The organism is Micromonospora sp. NPDC047753 (assembly GCF_040642735.1).
GTDB lineage: Bacteria > Actinomycetota > Actinomycetes > Mycobacteriales > Micromonosporaceae > Micromonospora.
Genome location: NZ_JBEYSL010000017.1, coordinates 1 through 16,265 on the forward strand (window position 1 = coordinate 1; position 16,265 = coordinate 16,265).

15 protein-coding genes and 1 pseudogene are annotated in these 16,265 nt (G+C 70.1%); 7 read left to right on the forward strand and 9 right to left on the reverse strand.

All coding sequences use genetic code 11. From position 1 onward, the window contains the following. Both ABZ749_RS02990 and ABZ749_RS02995 read right to left on the reverse strand, forming a co-directional pair. Positions 1-461 (reverse strand): annotated as a pseudogene (locus ABZ749_RS02990) (hypothetical protein); the annotation flags it as partial. Continuing rightward, on the reverse strand, positions 455-1,021 hold the full coding sequence (locus ABZ749_RS02995; RefSeq protein ID WP_355004751.1) for a hypothetical protein: 567 nt from the start codon (positions 1,019-1,021) through the stop codon (positions 455-457). The pseudogene ABZ749_RS02990 and the gene ABZ749_RS02995, both read right to left, overlap by 7 nt. Positions 1,022-1,817: 796 nt before the next feature. Here ABZ749_RS02995 and ABZ749_RS03000 point away from each other — a divergent pair. Beyond that, the gene (locus ABZ749_RS03000; RefSeq protein WP_357222247.1) at positions 1,818-2,495 is read left to right on the forward strand and encodes an A24 family peptidase; all 678 of its coding nucleotides are present in this window, start codon (positions 1,818-1,820) and stop codon (positions 2,493-2,495) included. 16 nt (positions 2,496-2,511) lie between these two features. Here the strand turns inward: ABZ749_RS03000 and ABZ749_RS03005 are convergent, their stop codons facing one another. Continuing rightward, positions 2,512-3,141: a phosphatase PAP2 family protein gene (locus ABZ749_RS03005; protein ID WP_355004752.1), complete on the reverse strand. Its 630-nt coding sequence runs from the start codon at positions 3,139-3,141 to the stop codon at positions 2,512-2,514. A 259-nt stretch (positions 3,142-3,400) separates the two neighbouring features. On the opposite strand from ABZ749_RS03005, the gene ABZ749_RS03010 reads away from it, so the two are divergent. After that, positions 3,401-5,710 (forward strand): glycosyl hydrolase family 65 protein, encoded by a 2,310-nt coding sequence (locus ABZ749_RS03010; RefSeq protein ID WP_357222249.1) that lies wholly within the window; start codon positions 3,401-3,403, stop codon positions 5,708-5,710. A 58-nt stretch (positions 5,711-5,768) separates the two neighbouring features. On the opposite strand, the gene ABZ749_RS03015 is transcribed toward ABZ749_RS03010, so the two are convergent. Further along, complete coding sequence (locus ABZ749_RS03015; protein WP_357222197.1) at positions 5,769-6,233, reverse strand: hypothetical protein; 465 nt, start codon at positions 6,231-6,233, stop codon at positions 5,769-5,771. Between the two features lie 180 nt (positions 6,234-6,413). Here ABZ749_RS03015 and ABZ749_RS03020 point away from each other — a divergent pair, with 180 nt between their 5' ends. Both ABZ749_RS03020 and ABZ749_RS03025 read left to right on the forward strand, forming a co-directional pair. Beyond that, complete coding sequence (locus ABZ749_RS03020; protein ID WP_357222199.1) at positions 6,414-7,574, forward strand: low temperature requirement protein A; 1,161 nt, start codon at positions 6,414-6,416, stop codon at positions 7,572-7,574. 27 nt (positions 7,575-7,601) lie between these two features. After that, a complete protein-coding gene (locus tag ABZ749_RS03025; protein WP_357222201.1) occupies positions 7,602-8,498 on the forward strand; it encodes a helix-turn-helix domain-containing GNAT family N-acetyltransferase in 897 nt (298 codons plus the stop codon). 42 nt (positions 8,499-8,540) lie between these two features. Here the strand turns inward: ABZ749_RS03025 and ABZ749_RS03030 are convergent, their stop codons facing one another. From ABZ749_RS03030 to ABZ749_RS03040, 3 genes are read right to left on the reverse strand one after another with little or no spacing between them, the layout of a single operon-like run. Then, positions 8,541-8,924 carry a hypothetical protein gene (locus ABZ749_RS03030; RefSeq protein ID WP_357222203.1) on the reverse strand — a complete coding sequence of 128 codons (384 nt, stop codon included), beginning with the start codon at positions 8,922-8,924 and terminating at the stop codon, positions 8,541-8,543. Then, positions 8,921-9,823 (reverse strand): methyltransferase domain-containing protein, encoded by a 903-nt coding sequence (locus ABZ749_RS03035; protein WP_357222205.1) that lies wholly within the window; start codon positions 9,821-9,823, stop codon positions 8,921-8,923. The genes ABZ749_RS03030 and ABZ749_RS03035 overlap by 4 nt, the downstream gene beginning before the upstream one ends. Then, the gene (locus ABZ749_RS03040) at positions 9,823-10,116 is read right to left on the reverse strand and encodes a hypothetical protein (protein WP_357222207.1); all 294 of its coding nucleotides are present in this window, start codon (positions 10,114-10,116) and stop codon (positions 9,823-9,825) included. Before ABZ749_RS03040 ends, ABZ749_RS03035 begins: the two co-directional genes overlap by 1 nt. 56 nt (positions 10,117-10,172) lie before the next feature. On the opposite strand from ABZ749_RS03040, the gene ABZ749_RS03045 reads away from it, so the two are divergent. From ABZ749_RS03045 to ABZ749_RS03055, 3 genes are all read left to right on the forward strand, one after another. Beyond that, the gene (locus ABZ749_RS03045) at positions 10,173-10,817 is read left to right on the forward strand and encodes a TetR/AcrR family transcriptional regulator (protein WP_357222209.1); all 645 of its coding nucleotides are present in this window, start codon (positions 10,173-10,175) and stop codon (positions 10,815-10,817) included. A 170-nt stretch (positions 10,818-10,987) separates the two neighbouring features. Further along, positions 10,988-11,599: a dihydrofolate reductase family protein gene (locus tag ABZ749_RS03050; protein WP_357222211.1), complete on the forward strand. Its 612-nt coding sequence runs from the start codon at positions 10,988-10,990 to the stop codon at positions 11,597-11,599. Between the two features lie 148 nt (positions 11,600-11,747). Further along, positions 11,748-12,305 carry a GNAT family N-acetyltransferase gene (locus ABZ749_RS03055; RefSeq protein WP_357222213.1) on the forward strand — a complete coding sequence of 186 codons (558 nt, stop codon included), beginning with the start codon at positions 11,748-11,750 and terminating at the stop codon, positions 12,303-12,305. A 79-nt stretch (positions 12,306-12,384) separates the two neighbouring features. Here the strand turns inward: ABZ749_RS03055 and ABZ749_RS03060 are convergent, their stop codons facing one another. Both ABZ749_RS03060 and ABZ749_RS03065 read right to left on the reverse strand, forming a co-directional pair. Then, positions 12,385-14,421, reverse strand: coding sequence for an ABC transporter permease subunit (locus ABZ749_RS03060; protein ID WP_357222215.1), 2,037 nt, complete (start codon positions 14,419-14,421; stop codon positions 12,385-12,387). Beyond that, complete coding sequence (locus ABZ749_RS03065) at positions 14,418-15,848, reverse strand: extracellular solute-binding protein (RefSeq protein WP_357222217.1); 1,431 nt, start codon at positions 15,846-15,848, stop codon at positions 14,418-14,420. The genes ABZ749_RS03060 and ABZ749_RS03065 overlap by 4 nt, the downstream gene beginning before the upstream one ends. Positions 15,849-16,265 lie beyond the last annotated feature (417 nt).

A 16,265-nucleotide genomic window follows, 5' to 3' on the forward strand; every position in this document is an offset into this window, starting at 1 on the left:
GCAGGAGCTCTCCGACTACTGGGCCACCACCTTCGACTGGCGGGCCGCGGAGCCTCCTGGGCACCCAGGTCGCCGCCGTTGCAGGTTTGCAGGTACCACTGCTCACCCTCGGGGGGTTCGACCGGCCCCTCGGTCAGCTTGTAGTAGCACCCGTCGCCGCTGTTGAACCAGCCCAGGTCCTCGTCGTAGCAGGGGATGGTCCGCCCGTTCCACTGGCAGACGCCGCTCCCGCCGCCGCCCCCGTCGTCCCCGCCCCCACCGTTGTCCCCGCCGCCGCCGGGATCACCGGGGTTGCCGGGCTCGTCGTCCCAGACGCTGCAGTCGGGTTGGTCGGGCGGGCAGCCCGCTCCCGGGTCGGCCCGTAGGGCGGCGGTGGCCGGCGGTGCCGCACCGACCACCAGCAGGAGCGTGAGGCCGATTCCGGCGAGCGCGCGTCGGGTTGTCACGGCCCGGCTCAGCACGGCTGGTCCCGGTGCGTCGCGCCGTAGTTGATCAGCCAGCGACCGTTCGGATATCGGGTCGCGGTGGCGGTGGAGAGGTGTCTGCCGCCACCGCTGCCCGGAACGGCGCGCTTGTCCTTGGCGTAGACCAGCCGGTAGCCGGTCGTGTCCAGGCAGTCCTGGATCTCCACCGTGGCCGGCTTGGCGTCCAGGCTGACGGCGGTCACGGTCGGGTCGGACTTGAACGTCCCGGTACGCATAGCGCCGTGCTCCTTGGCCTCGCGAATGGACACCCGGACCCGAGTCAAAAGTGGATCACCGAGAAACCGGGACAGTTCCGGCGATCGCGGATCACTGCGCAGGCCGGCCGTGCGCGAGGCCGCGAGATAACCGGAGTACGCGTCAAGTGCCGCCTTTTCGGCAGCGCGTCGTTCGACGTCGGAATCGGTCCGGGGTCCGTTGTCGCGGACTTCTGTCGGCCGTTCGACCGCTTCCCGTCCGCTGGCGCAGGCGGTGACCGGCATCGCCGCCACGCCCACCAGCAGGCAGATTGCCGCTCTTCTGAGCTGCCTTCCGCGCACCGTTGAGCCTCCTCGTGGTCGCCCGGGGTGGTGAGGGCTCACCGCCGTCGGGCATACGGAAGCGCGCCCGGATCAGCACATCCGGAGCGTTCATTGCGCTTCTGCATTCACCGTTACGGATCTTCTACAAATTGGGGGTCCTGTGTCGTCCGATGGTGAAGGTGAGGCTTGCGTCACACCCAAGGGGCGAGCATAGGCTGACGCTCGCCGATGCAACAGAGGCAATTCAAGCGAACACTCAGCGTGATGACAGGTGGTGGTGGCAGGTGTCCACACTGCTCCCCGGGCAATGGGCGAGCGAACTGTCGTTATTGATGGGGCGTCGCCGGGCCGGACGGGTTCACCGCAGTCGCGTCACCGGTCGCGGGAGTGGGACATCGCGGTCTCATCCCGGCATTCGAGCGACGTCGGCACCCCGTCGACGGGCTGCATCGTCCAACGGCACGCCTGACTCGGAACTGGTCGAAAGCGTCCGCGCGAGCTCCGGTCGGCAGGTCGCTTTCTGCGCCATCCGCCACACCGCAGCGAGCGTGCAATCACGATCCGTGTTCACCGTCGCAGGGGAGCGGTCAGCCGCAATGGAGGAGACATGGCGCTGACCGGCCCCCCGGCGGCCACCCCCGGTCGGGAAGACCGACCCGATCGGAGTCCGGCACCCCGGCCGTCCGGTGCCACGACGGAACCCGCAGGCCAGGCGACGCCCGCTCCGCCGCGCGAACGACCGGGCGACCTCGCCTCGGCGGGGGCACGCACCCGGGTCTCGACGGTGTTCGCGATCCTCGCGATCAGTCCGCTGATGCGGTTGGCCGCGCTGCGCTACGCCGTACCCCCGGGTCTGCCCAGCCGGAGTGGCTGCGACGCCTGCGGCGCGCCGGTCGGCCTGACCCACCCCTGGCCGGCGCTGGGCCCGGCGGCCCGGTGCGGTCAGTGCCGCGCCCGGGTCGGCCCACCGCCGGCCACCGTCGAGCTGGCACTGCTCGCGGCGGCGGTGCTGCTGGCGATCGCCGGTTCGCCGGGCGGGGCGCTGCCGGCGCTGATCTGGTGGCTGGGCTGGACCATCCCGGCGATCCTCGTCGACCTGGCCGTGCACCGGTTGCCGGATCGGCTCACACTGCCCGCGGCAGCCGGGACCTGGCTGCTGCTCGGCGTGGCCGCGCTCGACGCCGACCCGGGGCACTGGCTGCGAGCCGTCATCGGCGGCGCCGGGCTGGCGTTCTTCTTCGCCAGCACCGCTGTGCTGCTCGGCCGCCGCGGCTTCGGGCTGGGCGACGCCAAGCTGGCGCTCAGCGTCGGCGCGCTGCTCGGCTGGTACGGCTGGCCGGTGCTGCTGTTCGGGCTGGTGCTCACCTTCGGGCTCTCCGCCCTGGTGAGTCTGGTCCTGCTGGCCACCCGCCGTGCCAACTGGAGCACCCACCTGCCGTTCGGCCCGTTCCTGCTGCTCGGCACAACGGCCGCTCTCCTGCTGGCGACCTGACCCGCCTCGCGGCTGGTCAGGGGCGGGATCGGCTGGCCAGCTTGGGGGCCGGGCTGCCGGAACGGTTGGCCCGGCGGCGGAGCACCTCGCTGGTCGGGCGGGCCAGCAACGGGGTGAGCACCACGGCGACCAGGGCGCCGAGCAGCACACCCGCGATCACGTCGTGCGGGTAGTGCACGCCCACGAAGACCCGCGAGAAGGCGCCGAGCGCGGCCAGGGGCAGCGCGATCAGGCCGAGTCGGCGGGAGAGCAGCAACGTGGTGACCGCCAACGCGCCGGCGATGGTGGCGTGGTTGCTGGGGAACGACCAGTCGCCCGGCGGTGGGCAGACGCCCGCGATGATCTCCCGACCGATCGACCGGCAGGGGCGATCCTCGTCCACCACGGTCTTGAGGAACTCACTGCCCACGTACGCCAGGACGGCCGGCACGGGCGCGATCAGGGCCAGTGCCCGGTCGTGCGGGCCGCCGGAACGGCGGCTCAGCGCGGCCATCACCAGCAGCGCGCCGAGTAGCAGGATCACCCCCTCGGTGGCGTGCCCGACGAACCACTGCACCGGCTCTGGGCTACCGGCGGCGGCGTCGACGACGTCGCTGTACCACTCGGCGCTGATCTCCGGAACGTCAATGCTGCCGTTGTCGACCATGCATCACCTCACTTCACGTTCATACCCTGTTCACCTTGGGCACACCCTAGGAACGCGCCAGAGGGCATCGCTGCTGTCGAAGGTCAGGTGGTTGTCAGACCTTCGTCCAGGTTTCGCACAGCCGGCTCTGATTGGCTGTCGCAGAACGTCGACCTCGACAGGAGACCTCGTGCAGACCGGTTCGGCCACCGATCAACCGCAGTCCACCGCCGCTACCGCGGACGACGAGACCTGGCGGATCCGGCGCACGGAGGCCGACATGGACCGGCTCGGCGAGACCGAGTCGATCTTCGCGTTGGGCAACGGATGGATCGGCTGGCGTGGGGTGCTCGACGAGGGCGCCCCGTGCGGGACGCCGGGCAGTTACGTCAGTGGCTTCCACGAGCGGCGTGAGCTGAGCTATCCCGAGGAGGGGTACGCGTTCCCGCCGGCCAGCGACACCGTCATCAGCGCACCGAACGCCGCACTGATCCGGCTCTGGGTCGACGACGAGCCGTTGGATCTCCGGACCGGGTCGCTGCGCAGCCATGAACGGGTGCTCGATCTGCGTACCGGCGTGCTGCGCCGGGAGACCGAGTGGATTTCACCGGCCGGGCGGGGCGTACGCATCCGCAGCACCCGGCTGGTATCCCTGCCGCGTCGCCCGGTGGCCGCCGTCCGGTACGAGGTCGAGCCGTTGGACACCGCCGTCGAGCTGAGGGTCAGCTCGGACCTGCTGGCCAACGAGAAGGTGCCGGAGCGTTCGGACGACCCTCGGGCCGCCTCGGTGCCCAGCGACCCGTTGACCGCCGAGACGTACAGTGCGACCGGCCTCGACGGCGTGCTGGTGCACCGCACCGAGCGCAGCGGCCAGCGTGTGGCGGTCGCGGTCAGTCACCTGCTGGAAGGCCCGGGCACTGTGACGACCAGCGGCGACTGCACCCCGGACCGGGTACGGCTGACCGTGACGGGTCGCCTGCACCCGGGGGAGCGGTTGCGGCTGACGAAGTTCGCCGCCTACGAGTGGGCGGCGGCCGACGCGACGCCCGTCGGCGAGTTGGCCGCCCTGGTCGCCGCCGAGGCGGACGCGGCGCGCGCGGACGGCTTCGACGCCCTGCTCACCGACCAGCGCGCCGCCCTGGACGCGGCCTGGCAGGTCGCCGACGTGCGGCTCGACGGCGATCCGGAGCTTCAGCAGGCCGTTCGGTTCGCGATGTTCCACCTGATCCAGGCCGGTCGCCCGGACTCCGACCGGACCATCTCGGCCAAGGGGTTGACCGGCAACGGCTACGACGGGCACGTCCTGTGGGACACCGAGAGTTACGTCCTGCCGGTGCTCACCTACCTGGCCCCGGCGGTGGCCCGCTCGGCGTTGAGGTGGCGGCACGCCCACCTGCCCGAGGCGCGGGAGCGGGCCGCCGAGCTGCGGTTGAGCGGCGTGACCTTCCCGTGGCGCACCATCGGCGGCCGGGAAAGCTCCGGCTACTGGCCGGCGGGCACCGCCGCGCTGCACGTCAACGCCGACATCGCCGACGCGGTGCTGCGCTACCTGGCGGCCACCGACGACCAGCGGTTCCTGGCCGAGGCGGGGCTGGAACTGCTGGTGGAGACCGCCCGGCTCTGGCACGGCTTCGGCCACTGGTCGGGCGGGGGCGACTTCCACCTGCACGGGGTGACCGGCCCGGACGAGTACGCCGCGCTGGTCGACGACAACGTGTTCACCAACCTGATGGCGAAGCGCAACCTGCGCGGCGCGGCGGACGCCGCCGAGGGGCATCCCGAGCTGGCCGACCGGCTCGGCGTGGACCGCGACGAGGTGGCCGGCTGGCGAGCCGCCGCCGACGCGATGGCCATTCCGTACGACAGCGAGCGCGGGGTGCACCAGCAGGCCGCCGGCTTCACCGAACAGCCCGAGTGGGACTTCGCGAACACCGGTGACGACGACTACCCGCTGCTGCTGCACTTTCCGTACCTGGAGCTGTACCGCAAGCAGGTGGTGAAGCAGTCCGATCTGGTGCTGGCCATGCAGCTCTGCCCCGGTGAGTTCACCGCCGACGAGAAGGCCCGCAACCTGGCCTACTACCAGGCCCGCACGGTCCGCGACTCGTCGCTGTCGGCGGCCCCGCAGGCCGTGCTGGCCGCCGAGGTCGGGCACCTGGATCTGGCGTACGACCTGTTCGCCGAGTCGGTCCTTCAGGACCTGGCCGACCTGGGCGACAAGACCGCCGACGGGCTGCACCTGGCTTCGCTGGCCGGCGCGTGGCTGGCCCTGGTGCAGGGCTTCGGCGGGCTGCGCGACGACCGGAGGGTGCTCTCCTTCGACCCCCGGCTGCCGCGCCGGATCGACAGGCTGGCGTTCAGCCTGCGCTGGCGTGGCCACCGGCTGCGGGTCACATTGACTCCGGCCGAGGTCCGCTACGAGCTGCCCGACGCCGCCGCGGACGCCGAGGTCGAGCTGTGGCACCACGGCGAGTCGCTGCGGGTCACCGGCGCCGAGCCGGTCACCCGGCCGATGCCGCCGGTGCCCGATCCCGGTCCGGAACCGCCCTCCCCGCCCGGCCGCCGCCCCACCCGCCGCTCAGCCGACTGAGTCGCCCCGACCGGTTCGGGCCGGCGCGGCTTCGTCCCGAGTCGGCGCGGGCTCCAGCTCAGGTCGGGGCGGGACCGCCGGCCATCCGCTCGCGGACGGCCTCCAGCGCCTCGAAGGCGTACGCCCAGTTGTGGCACTTGAAGCTGCGCAGGCCGTCGATCGCTGTGTGACAGTCGGAGCAGCGCACCCCGGCGATGGCGTCCGGGATCTCGGTGTTGACGTACTTGCGCTCGCCCAGGATGACCGTGGCGATCATGGCCTTGTCGTGCAGGCCGGAGAGCGCCGACGAGACGATGTCGTACCAGGTGACCCGTCGACGGCACTTCGGGCAGTCAGGTTCGTCGCCGCTGACCCAGAGTGGGGCGCCGATGCTGCGCGCCGGCATGCCGAGCAGTTTCTCCAGCCGCCGGACGTCCGACTCGGGGGTGGTCCAGCGGTGTCGGCCGGGCAGTGATGCGGGCGAGTCGTACACGGCGCGGAACAGGTCGTTGTCGACCTGCACGGTCTCGCGCTGAGCGGTCATCGGCGTCCATCCTCGTTGAGTCGGTGCCCCCACCGTGGCCAGCGGTGACCATGGGCGCAGCCGGATCAACGACACGAGGGGGCGGTGGGTCGTCGCTCCGCCGCTGACCGCTTTCGCCTCCGATGGCCGGCCTCGGGTGGTACGACGGACGCAGGGCGTGCGTCGGCGGGAGGAGCGCCGATGGCGAGCAGACCCGAACGGTTGCTGCGGGGCGGCAACTCGCCGCTGAGCGCCTCGTTCCTGGAGCTGTTCTTCGACCTGGCGTTCGTGCTCGCCCTCAGTCAGTTGGCCGCCCACCTGCTGCACGACCTCAGCCTGGCCGGCGCGCTGCGTACCGCCCTGCTGTTGACGGGCGTCTGGTGGATCTGGGTGCCCACCACCTGGTTCGCCGACTGGTACGACCCGGAGAGTCCGGCGGTGCGGTGGTTACTGGTGAGTGCCGCGCTGGGCAGCCTGCTGGCCGGGGTGGCGATCCCGCAGGCGCTGGACGGGCGGGGCCTGCTCTTCGCCGGCGCGTACGTCTCGGTGCACATCGCCCGGGGCGTTGTCACCGCCGTCGGGCTGCGCGGTCATCCGCGACAGATTCGAACGCTGCGCATCCTCTGCTGGTTCAGCGTCTCCGCCGTACCGTGGTTGGTCGGTGGGTTTCTGCCGCAGTGGCGGGTGCCGCTCTGGCTGCTCGCCCTCGCCATCGACCTCACCGGCCCGCGACTCCGCTGGCCCACGCCGGGGATGGGACGGACCGGGCGGCAGGAGCTGCACCTGGCTGGCGAGCACTTCGCCGAGCGGTACCAGCAGATCATGATCATCGCGCTCGGCGAACTCGTGCTGGTCGCCGGCCTCTCGTACGCCGGCACCGATCTCCACTTCCCGCAGACTGTCGCGTTCCTGTTGGTCTTCGCCACCGCCGTGCTGATCGGTCTGCTCTATGTCACGCCCGCCGGCCAGCGCCTCGGCCCCGCCATCGAGCGTGCCGATCCGGCCCGTCTCGGCGTCATCACCGGATATCTGCACCTGGTGATGATCGCCGGGCTGGTGGTCACCTCCGTCGGCGCCGAGCTGAGCATCGCGCACCCTCTGCGAACTGGTGACATCACAGCGGTCCTGTTCATCCTGAGCGGCCCGATGCTGTTCCTCCTCGGGCGGATCCTCTTCTCGGCGGCGATCCACCGGCGACTCTCCTGGCCCCGGGTCGCCGCCCTGTTCGTGCTGGCCGCCGCGGCGGTTGTTCTGCGGATGCCGCTGCTGGCGGTCAGCGCGGTCGCCACCGGGGTGGCGCTCGCTGTGGTCGTCCTGGACCACGCCGGGATCGGCTCGTACCGGCACCGAGCTGGCGCGTAGTCAAGAAGCCTGACTAAAGTCAGGTATATGGACTCGGCTCTCATCGCCGCCGTGCGGCGGTTCAACCGGACGGTCACCCAACGAGTGGGTGCGCTCGACGACGAGTACATGGCCCAGGGGCGTCCCCTGGCGCAGGCTCGACTGCTGTGGGAGATCGGCCCCGCCGGCGCCGAGATCGCCGCGCTACGGGCCCGGCTCGGCCTGGACTCCGGATACCTCAGCCGACTCCTGCGCACTTTGGGGAACGACGGCCTCATCACCGTCGGACCGGCGGACCAGGCCGGCGGCGACGGACGGGTACGGGTCGCCACGCTCACCGACGCCGGCCGAACCCAGTGGGCCGACCTCGACCAGCGGTCGGACGAACTCGCCGCCTCGATCCTCGAACCACTCACCGAACATCGTCGGGAACGACTCGTCGCCGCCATGGCCGAGGTCGAACGGCTGCTCATCGGCTCGATGGTCGTCATCGAGCCGTGCCCGCCGACCGACCCGCGAGCCCGTGCGTGCCTGCGGGCCTACGCCCGCGACATCGCGCGACGATTCGACGACGGGTTCGACCCCGCGCTGAGCAACCCGGTCCACGACGAAGCGCTCGTCCCGCCCAACGGGGTGCTTCTGCTCGCCACCCTCAACAGCGAACCGATCGGCTGTGGCGCGGTCAAACTCCACCCCGACGCGCCCGCCGAGATCAAACGCGTCTGGGTGGCCGACACGGTACGCGGGCTCGGCGTCGGGCGGCGACTGCTGGGCGAGCTGGAACGGTACGCCGCCGAGCGCGGCGCGACAGCGGTCCGGCTGGACACCAACCGCAACCTCACCGAGGCGATCGCCCTGTACCGGGCGACCGGTTACCGGGAGATCGAGGCGTACAACACCGAGCCGTACGCCCACCACTGGTTCGAGAAGCAGTTGGGGGTCTGACGGCCGCAGTCGTCAGGTGATCGGGCGTCGCGTTCGCGGCGGCTACAGCCGCTCGAAGCTCTCCATGCCGGCGAGTTTCAGCACCTCGGTCCGGGTCGCTGGGCATTCCTTGCGGGTCTGGTCGTCGATGTCACGGCCGTTGGGTACAGGGCCCTGCTTCTCGTACCAGGAATAGAGGTTCACCGTGAGGTTGGCCATCGCGCCCGTCTCGGACCCGATCCCCTTGAGCGTCGGCACCTGGCCGTCCAGGTAGGCGCACACGTCCTTCGCCGACACCGGGGAACCGTCGGCCGGAGCGGATCGGGCCGCGCTGGTCGATCGTGTCGTGTCTGGTGCCGCAGCGGGCTCGGGCGCATCGGCCTCGGTGCACGCCGCCAGGGCGAGCACGAGGCAGAGGGCTGGTGCGAGCGGTCTGAAGGTACTCATTGGATTGTGTCCTCACAGGGTTCGTGGTGGGTAGGGGTTCCGGCGGCGTTCGCGGTGACGAGCCAGAGGCCGGTGGGCAGCCGGTAGCCGACGCCAGGCTCACGGAACCGGCCGAGCAGCCGGGCGACCCCCGCCCGGGCCGAAGCCTGACCAGCTGGCGGAGCCGTCCGGTACGCGGCACCGGCCGGGCCGACCTCGATGAGCCATTCGGCCACCGCGTCGGCGTCCTCAGGAGTTTCCAGAGCGACATCGCACGGTGTGATCGTGACGGCGGTGAAGCCGGCGGTGGTGAGGATCCGGACGAGCCGCGCCGGGTCGGCGAACGCGAACGGACCGGGCTCGTCACCGACCGGGAGTGGTGGTAACGGTCCGAGATGCGGTGCGGCGCCGAGCATCGCCGCGGACAGCCACGGGTTGACGCCACTGTCGCGGAAGACGGTCGCGGCGAGGCGCCCTCCCGGGCGCAGTGATCGCCGGATCGTGCGGCAGCCGGCGACCGGGTCCGCCAACAGCATCAGGGTCATTCGTGAGAACGCCGCGTCGAACGGGGCGCCAGGCACGACATCGAGAGTCTCGATGTCGGCCACGTGAAATTGGGTGCCCGGGTACCCGTCGGTGGGAAAACGGCGTCGAGCGGCGGTCACCATCGCCTCGTCGATGTCGACACCGACCGCCGCGCCGGTCTCGCCGACTGCGACGGCGATCTCGGCCGTGGTGCCGCCGCAGCCGCAGCCCACATCGAGGATTCGCTCGGCGGGTCGTGCGGCCAGTCGATCCATGGCAGCCGCGCCCAGCGGCCGACCGGTCTCGTCCTGCCGATCGGCGTGGCGAATCCAGCCAGCTGCCGCGCCCGCCCAGAAAGCGGCGCCGCGAGCCCGCAGGCTGGCGGTGTCGGCCATCAGAACGGCATCTCGGTGCCGTCGACGCTCATCGAGCGGAAGTGAGCCGCCTTCGTCGGGTCGAAGCCGTCCTCCTGTGCCGCCAAGCCAGCAGCCCGGACCAGCCGTTCGGACTGGAACCGGCGGAATGCCGCCTCGTCCTTCCAGATGTTGATGATCCGCCAGCCGTCCTCCGTCGGCCCGGCGACGTGCGCGAGAAGGCCCGGCGGTCGATCCGGTCCGAGGTGTCGTTCCACCTGCCGGTACTCCGCCTCGCTGACGCCGGGCATCTCCTGCAACACACCGAACGGCATGGCCGCCACCTCTCGATAGAGTGAACCTCTATCCAATAGAGCACTACACTCGAGAGGTGGTTGTCAAGAGACGTTATGACTCTTCCCGCCGACAGGAGCAGGCCCGACAGACCCGGCGGGCGATCCTCGAAGCGGCTGGCCGGCTGTTCGTCGACCCGGGCTACGCGGCCACACCGCTGACCGCTGTCGCCGTGGAAGCCGGCGTCGCGGTCCAGACCCTGTACGCGGTGTTCGGCAGCAAGCGGCAACTGCTCTCCCAGCTGGTCGACGTCACCCTGGCCGGCGACGACGAACCGGTGGCCCTGCCGGACCGGCCCTTCGTCGCCGAGATCCGCGCCCTCACCGACCCCCAGGCCAAGCTCGCCCGCTACGCACGTCACCTGGCCGAGGTCAACGCCCGGCAGGCCCAGGTGATGCTCGCGCTGGCCGGCGCGGCCACGGCCGATCCGGACGCCGCCGAGATCTGGCGCAAGAACGTCGACGACCGCCGCCGCGGCATGGCCATGTTCGCCGCCGAACTGGTCGGCACGGGAGGTGTACGCCCCGACCTGGGCGTCGACCAGGTGGCCGACATCCTCTGGTTGGCCCAGGACGTCCGCAACTTCGACTGGCTCGTCCGGCAACGCGGATGGGCGATCGAGCAGTACCAGCGGTGGTATGTGGACACGGTCAGCGGCGCGATCATCGCCGGCGCCGAATAGCGGAGAGCGCCAGTCATGGCGTGCTGCCGAAGCTGTGGCCATTCCCCGATCGACGTATTAGCGAAGGGTTAGGGCACGTTACCAGTTGTGATCTTGTAGCCCGGTGCCTCGCCGGGCAAGCTGATGGTCATCGCCGAACAGCGACCGGCAGCCTGAACGAGGAGATCGTCGTGCGCAAGCTCGTGTATTACATCGCCGCCACCCTGGACGGCTTCATCGCCGGCCCCGACGGCGCCGACCCGACCGGCCCCGGCGGGTTCTGGCCCATTCCGGACGACTACCTGCGCCACCTCGTCGCGGAGTACCCGGAGACCCTCCCCGGTCCGGCCCGGCAGGCGTTCGGCATCACCGATCAGGGCAGCCGGTTCGACACCGTGGTGGAAGGGCGCAACTCCTACGAGGTGGGCCTGAAGGCCGGTGTGACCGACGCGTACCCGCACCTGCGCCACCTGGTGTTCTCCCGGACGCTGGGCAGCAGCCCGGACCCGGCCGTCGAGGTCATCGGCCAAGACCCGATCGCCACGGTACGGGAGCTGAAGCGGCACGACGGCAAGGACGTCTGGGTGATCGGCGGCGGCGCGCTGGCCGGTGCCCTCTACCCCGAGATCGACCAGCTGATCATCAAGCTTGCCCCGTTGACCATTGGTGCCGGCATCCCGCTCTTCGGCCGTGACGCCGTCTTCGCACCACGCACCTGGTGCCTGACCGACCACACAGTTCTGGACAGCGGCGCGCTCTTCCTCACCTACACCCGCGCACAGACCGGAACCGAGACCGCGTGAGGGCACCGTACCCATGACCAACGCCCTCGCCCGGCCATCAACATGACCTGGACGTGAGCGGCGGCCACGCGTCCCGGCACCCGTTCCTGCTCCCCGCGGCGAGGTAAAGGTGCGCGACGACTCGGAGCTTGGCTCTACGCTCCCCACCATGTTCGCGCCAGTGAAGATCATCTCGGGTGGTCTGGAGATCCGTGAGTTCGGCCCGCAGGACGCCACCCAGCTGGCGGCGTTCGTGGCCGCCGATGATCGGACCGGACTGCCGCCAGGCTCACCGCAAACCGCCGCCGACGTGGACGAGTGGCTGACCGGGATGTCGCGCCAGCGGCTGGCCGGCGACGGTGTGCGGCTGGCGTTGGTGGACACGGCCGGAGGCGAGATCGTTGGCAGCATCGGGTTGCGGGACATCGACTGGAGGGCGGGACGCGGCGAAATCGGCTACGGGGTGCGGGCCAGTCGTCGCGGCCGAGGCTACGCGACCACGGCCGCCCGCGAGGTCGGCCGATGGGCGCTCACCGATTGTGGGATGCGCCGTATCCAGCTGCGCGCCCGGCTCGACAACGTCGCTTCCCTGCTGGTCGCGGAGAGGGCCGGATACCAGCGGGAGGGCACCCTGCGAATGGCCGACTGGGATGGCGAGAAGGCACATGACATGGCCGTCTTCTCGATGATCGCGGCAGATGTGGAAGCGGTCCGAGTCGCTGGTTGACCCGACGCTTGCCGGAGCCGTCGTGGGACGGCCCGTTGCCGGGCCGCTGGTGCGCGATCGGCACCAGCGGCCCGTCGGCTCACCCCTTCACCGCGCCCGCGGTGAGCCCCTCGGTCAGGAAGCGCTGCCCCAGGGCGTACATGATCACCACGGGGATGCTGACCAGCAGCGACGCCGCGGCGAGTTGTCCCTGCGGCACGACGTCTCCGGCGATCATGGATTGCATCCCCACCGGGAGCGTCTTGTACTCGTCCTTCGTGATGAACACGAAGGCGAAGAGGAACTCGTTCCAGGCGTTGGTCAGGGTGAAGAGCGCGACCGCCAGCAGCCCTGGCTTGGCCAGCGGCAGCACCACCCGGCCGAACGCCTGGATGCGGCTGCAACCGTCGACCAGGGCGGCCTCCTCCAACTCGATGGGGATCGACGAGAAGTACCCCACCAGCAGCCAGGTGGCGAACGGCAGTGTGAAGGTCGGGTACGTCACCACCAGGGACCACAACGAGTCGGTGAGCCGCGCGCCGATGAGCATCTGGTACAGCGGGATGAACAGCAGCGCGCCCGGCATCACGTAGGTGAGCAGCACCGTGACGGTGAAGCCCTGGGCCCCGCGGAACCGCAGCCGGGCCAGCGCGTAGCCCGCCAGGGCGGCGCAGACCAGTGCCACAGCGGTCGACGCCGCGGACACCAGCACTGTGTTGAGATACCAGCGGCCGAACGGTTGGTTGTCGAACAGGGCGCCGAACTGCTCAAGCGTCCACGGCGTCGGCCACAGGTCGTCGGTACGCATGACGACCTGGCCCTCGGACTTGAAGGCCGTGACGAAGATCCAGTACAGCGGGCCCAGCACGAAGAAGAGCAAGCCAGCCAGCGCGGCCCAGGAACCCACACCCGACACCACTGTCGACGAACGGCGACCACCTCGGGACTGGAGGGTCGAGACCACCCGGCCGACCCCCGCCGCGATCAGCAGGATCACAGCGAGGACCACCGCCGCCTTCCAGAAGATCTGCGGTGATGCCCAGAGCAGCAGACCGGTGACCAGTGCGGTGACGACCCACGGCAGCGCCCGCCGCGCCGTCCCGGCCCAGCGCTGTGCCCCGAGCCGCAGCGCTGTCCGGCGTCGCCGAGGCAGTTTGATGTTGGTGTCCTGACGCAACAACCGGACCAGGACGAAGACCAGCCCGCCGATGATCGGCAGCATGACGAGCGTGACCGCCGCGCCCGCGCCGTACTGCAGTTGCAGGATGGCCTTCGAGTAGGCGATGAGCACGTACGGCGCTGTCACGTCACCCGGGCCGCCCTGCGTCAGCAACCAGACGAGGTCGAAGTTGTTGAACGTCCAGATCGACGACAGGGTCACCGTCACGGTGATCACGTGGCGCAGTCCGGGCAGCGTCACGCTTCTGAACCGCTGCCACGCCGAGGCGCCGTCGATGGTCGCCGCCTCGTAGAGGTCCGCCGGGATGGCCTTCAACCCGGCGAGGAAACACACTGTGAAGAACGGCACCCCCTTCCAGACGTTGACGAGGATCACCGACGGCATGGCCAGCGACGGGTCGGACAGCCAGCCCGCGGGCCAGCTGTCGACAAGGTGCGCGCTGGCCAGCAGCGGCCCGATCCCGGTGGCGGTGAGCAGCGTGTTGACGCTGCCGAAGATCGGGTCGAGCAGCGCACGCCAGCTGAACGCCGTCACCACCGTCGGCACCACCCACGGCACCAGGAGCAGCCCGGCCAGCACGGCCCGCCCACGTCGGCGATGGTGCAGCAGCAGGGCGGCGGCCAACCCCAGCACGACCTTGAAAATCTCGGCGTACGCGGTGAATACGAACGAGTTCACCACGCCGGTGTGGAACTGGTCGTCGCCGACGAGCGCGAGGTAGTTGTCCAAACCGACGAAGACGGTGTCCTGCCCGTGCCGTTCCGTGGTGCTGGTGATGATCGACCGGGCGATCGGCACGAGGACGAGCCCACCGACCAGCACCGCCATCGGTGCCAGGAACAGGGCCGCGAGTCGCCAGTCGCGGCCCAGCCGCCGCTGGACAGCGGTGAGGGAGCCGGGCCCCGACGGCGAGGATTTCCTCGCCGCCGGGACCCGGGCAGGACGGACAGACCTCACTGCGGCAGCCCCTGCTGGTTGAAGATCTGCACCATCTTCGCGTGGGCGGCTGACACGGCCTGCGCCGGCGCGGTGCCCTGCACGACCTGCTGCATCATGTCGGTGAGCACGTAGGCCGACCCCACCGCCTGCTGGCCCGCGCTGGCCTTCTGCGGGAAGGTCAGGCCGTTCTTCGTGTTCAGCGGCAGCTTCAATTCAGTGATTCTGCGCAGCATGGGGAACGCCGGGTCGCCACTGGTGAAGAACGGGTCGGCGTCCCAGACCTTCTCCCAGGCGGGCATCACCAGGCCGGGCGCCTCCTTTGCCACCCCGAGCAGCGCGGGCGCGCTGACCAGGTACTGCGCCAGGAGCTTGGCGAGCGCCGGGTTCTTGGCGCCCTTGAAGACGACGAAGCCCTGTGACTGGCCGAGCAGCAGCGGATTGTCGGTCGCCGGGCCGATGCAGTCGGAGAACACGTGGGTGTTCGCGTGCACCGGGTTCTTCTTGGTCCTGGAGTCCGCGTACACGCTGAACTGGTTGCGGGTGTAGCCGAGGATCCCGGCGAGCCAGTTCTCGTTGTTGCTGGTGTCGGTCCAGCTCGCGATCCCCGGCGGCAACATCGGCTTGTACTTCGGGTTGGTGTAGATGTCGCCGAGGAAGGTCACCGCCTGCACCGTCTCCGGGGAGTTGAAGGTGACCTTCCGGCCGTCGTTGGCGGCGATCGACCCGCCGTAGGCGTTGATCAGCGCCTCGATCATGCCGTTGCCGTCACCGGACCGGTTCACCGTCATGCCCCAGCCGAACCGGCGCTTGGCCGGATCGGAGATCTCCAGGCACAGGTCCCGCAGCTCCTCCCAGCTGTAGATGTCCTTGGGGGTGATGCCCTTGTCCTGCATCCAGTCCTTGCGCAGGAACGACCCGATCCCGATGAAGTGGTACGGGATGGCGAACCACTTGCCGTCGAAGACGCAGAAGTTCTTGGCCTCGGCGCAGGGCTCGCCGTACTTGGCGGTCAGCGCCGTGACGACGTCCGTCACGTCCTCCAGGTCGCCCAGCGCCTGGAACTGGGCGACGAACCGCGAGTCGGTCATGAACGCCAGGTCACGGGCCACCCCGCCCTTGACCTCGGCGTCGATCTTGGCCACCACGTCACCGGCGTCGGCCTGGACCAGACTGTTCTCGATCTTCGTGCCGGTGGTGTCGGCGAACTTCTTGATCGAGCTGTCGAGGGCTTCGTTCGCCGCCGTCGAATACAGCTTCTGCGACAGCATGCCCATCGAGGAGCCCTTCATCGCCGCCGCGGCGTCGATCAGCTCCTGCGGAACCTCCGGCTGCACCCTGCTGGGCGGATCGGAGTCGCCACCGCACGCGGCCAGACCGGCCGCGCCGAGCACCCCAACCCCCATCCCCAGAAAGCCGCGCCGTGACCACCCCGACTTGTCCTCCATGGACACTCGCCTCCTTCATCTCCCCGCGCACGGCTGCACGCCGAAGGCACAGCTGGCGGACACCGCGACGGTTGTGTTCCAGTTGGTTTCTGCCGGCGACCACCGAGGGTCGCCCGTCGAGATCAGTGCGTCGGTGGGTCGCCACGGTGGTGAGCGGGCCCGCCCGTCACCGTGGGACGGCCACTGCCGCGCGCTTCGACGGAGCCACCCGAGACATGTCGGGTGCCGCTCGTCGGATGGCGCGACGGGGTCGAGGCGATCGGCGACCGGGCCGAGGCAGTAGCGCTGACGTTCCAGTTCGGTCGGGTCACGGGACCACCGCCGTTCGAGATTTCGAACTAGGTTCGATATACCGTATCGAGTGGTCGCGACGCTAGAACAGTGCGAAGAGCGATGTCAATGTTTCGATGTTGTTTC

What these genes read in the sequence shown, in the direction of transcription:
- ABZ749_RS03000 (WP_357222247.1), top strand. Translation starts at nt 1,818, where the DNA reads ATGCGGTTGGCCGCGCTGCGCTACGCCGTACCCCCGGGTCTGCCCAGC.
- ABZ749_RS03005 (WP_355004752.1), bottom strand. Translation starts at nt 3,141, where the DNA reads ATGGTCGACAACGGCAGCATTGACGTTCCGGAGATCAGCGCCGAGTGG.
- ABZ749_RS03010 (WP_357222249.1), top strand. Translation starts at nt 3,401, where the DNA reads ATGGACCGGCTCGGCGAGACCGAGTCGATCTTCGCGTTGGGCAACGGA.
- ABZ749_RS03015 (WP_357222197.1), bottom strand. Translation starts at nt 6,233, where the DNA reads ATGACCGCTCAGCGCGAGACCGTGCAGGTCGACAACGACCTGTTCCGC.
- ABZ749_RS03020 (WP_357222199.1), top strand. Translation starts at nt 6,414, where the DNA reads ATGGCGAGCAGACCCGAACGGTTGCTGCGGGGCGGCAACTCGCCGCTG.
- ABZ749_RS03025 (WP_357222201.1), top strand. Translation starts at nt 7,602, where the DNA reads ATGGACTCGGCTCTCATCGCCGCCGTGCGGCGGTTCAACCGGACGGTC.
- ABZ749_RS03030 (WP_357222203.1), bottom strand. Translation starts at nt 8,924, where the DNA reads ATGAGTACCTTCAGACCGCTCGCACCAGCCCTCTGCCTCGTGCTCGCC.
- ABZ749_RS03035 (WP_357222205.1), bottom strand. Translation starts at nt 9,823, where the DNA reads ATGGCCGACACCGCCAGCCTGCGGGCTCGCGGCGCCGCTTTCTGGGCG.
- ABZ749_RS03040 (WP_357222207.1), bottom strand. Translation starts at nt 10,116, where the DNA reads ATGCCGTTCGGTGTGTTGCAGGAGATGCCCGGCGTCAGCGAGGCGGAG.
- ABZ749_RS03055 (WP_357222213.1), top strand. Translation starts at nt 11,748, where the DNA reads ATGTTCGCGCCAGTGAAGATCATCTCGGGTGGTCTGGAGATCCGTGAG.
- ABZ749_RS03065 (WP_357222217.1), bottom strand. Translation starts at nt 15,848, where the DNA reads ATGGAGGACAAGTCGGGGTGGTCACGGCGCGGCTTTCTGGGGATGGGG.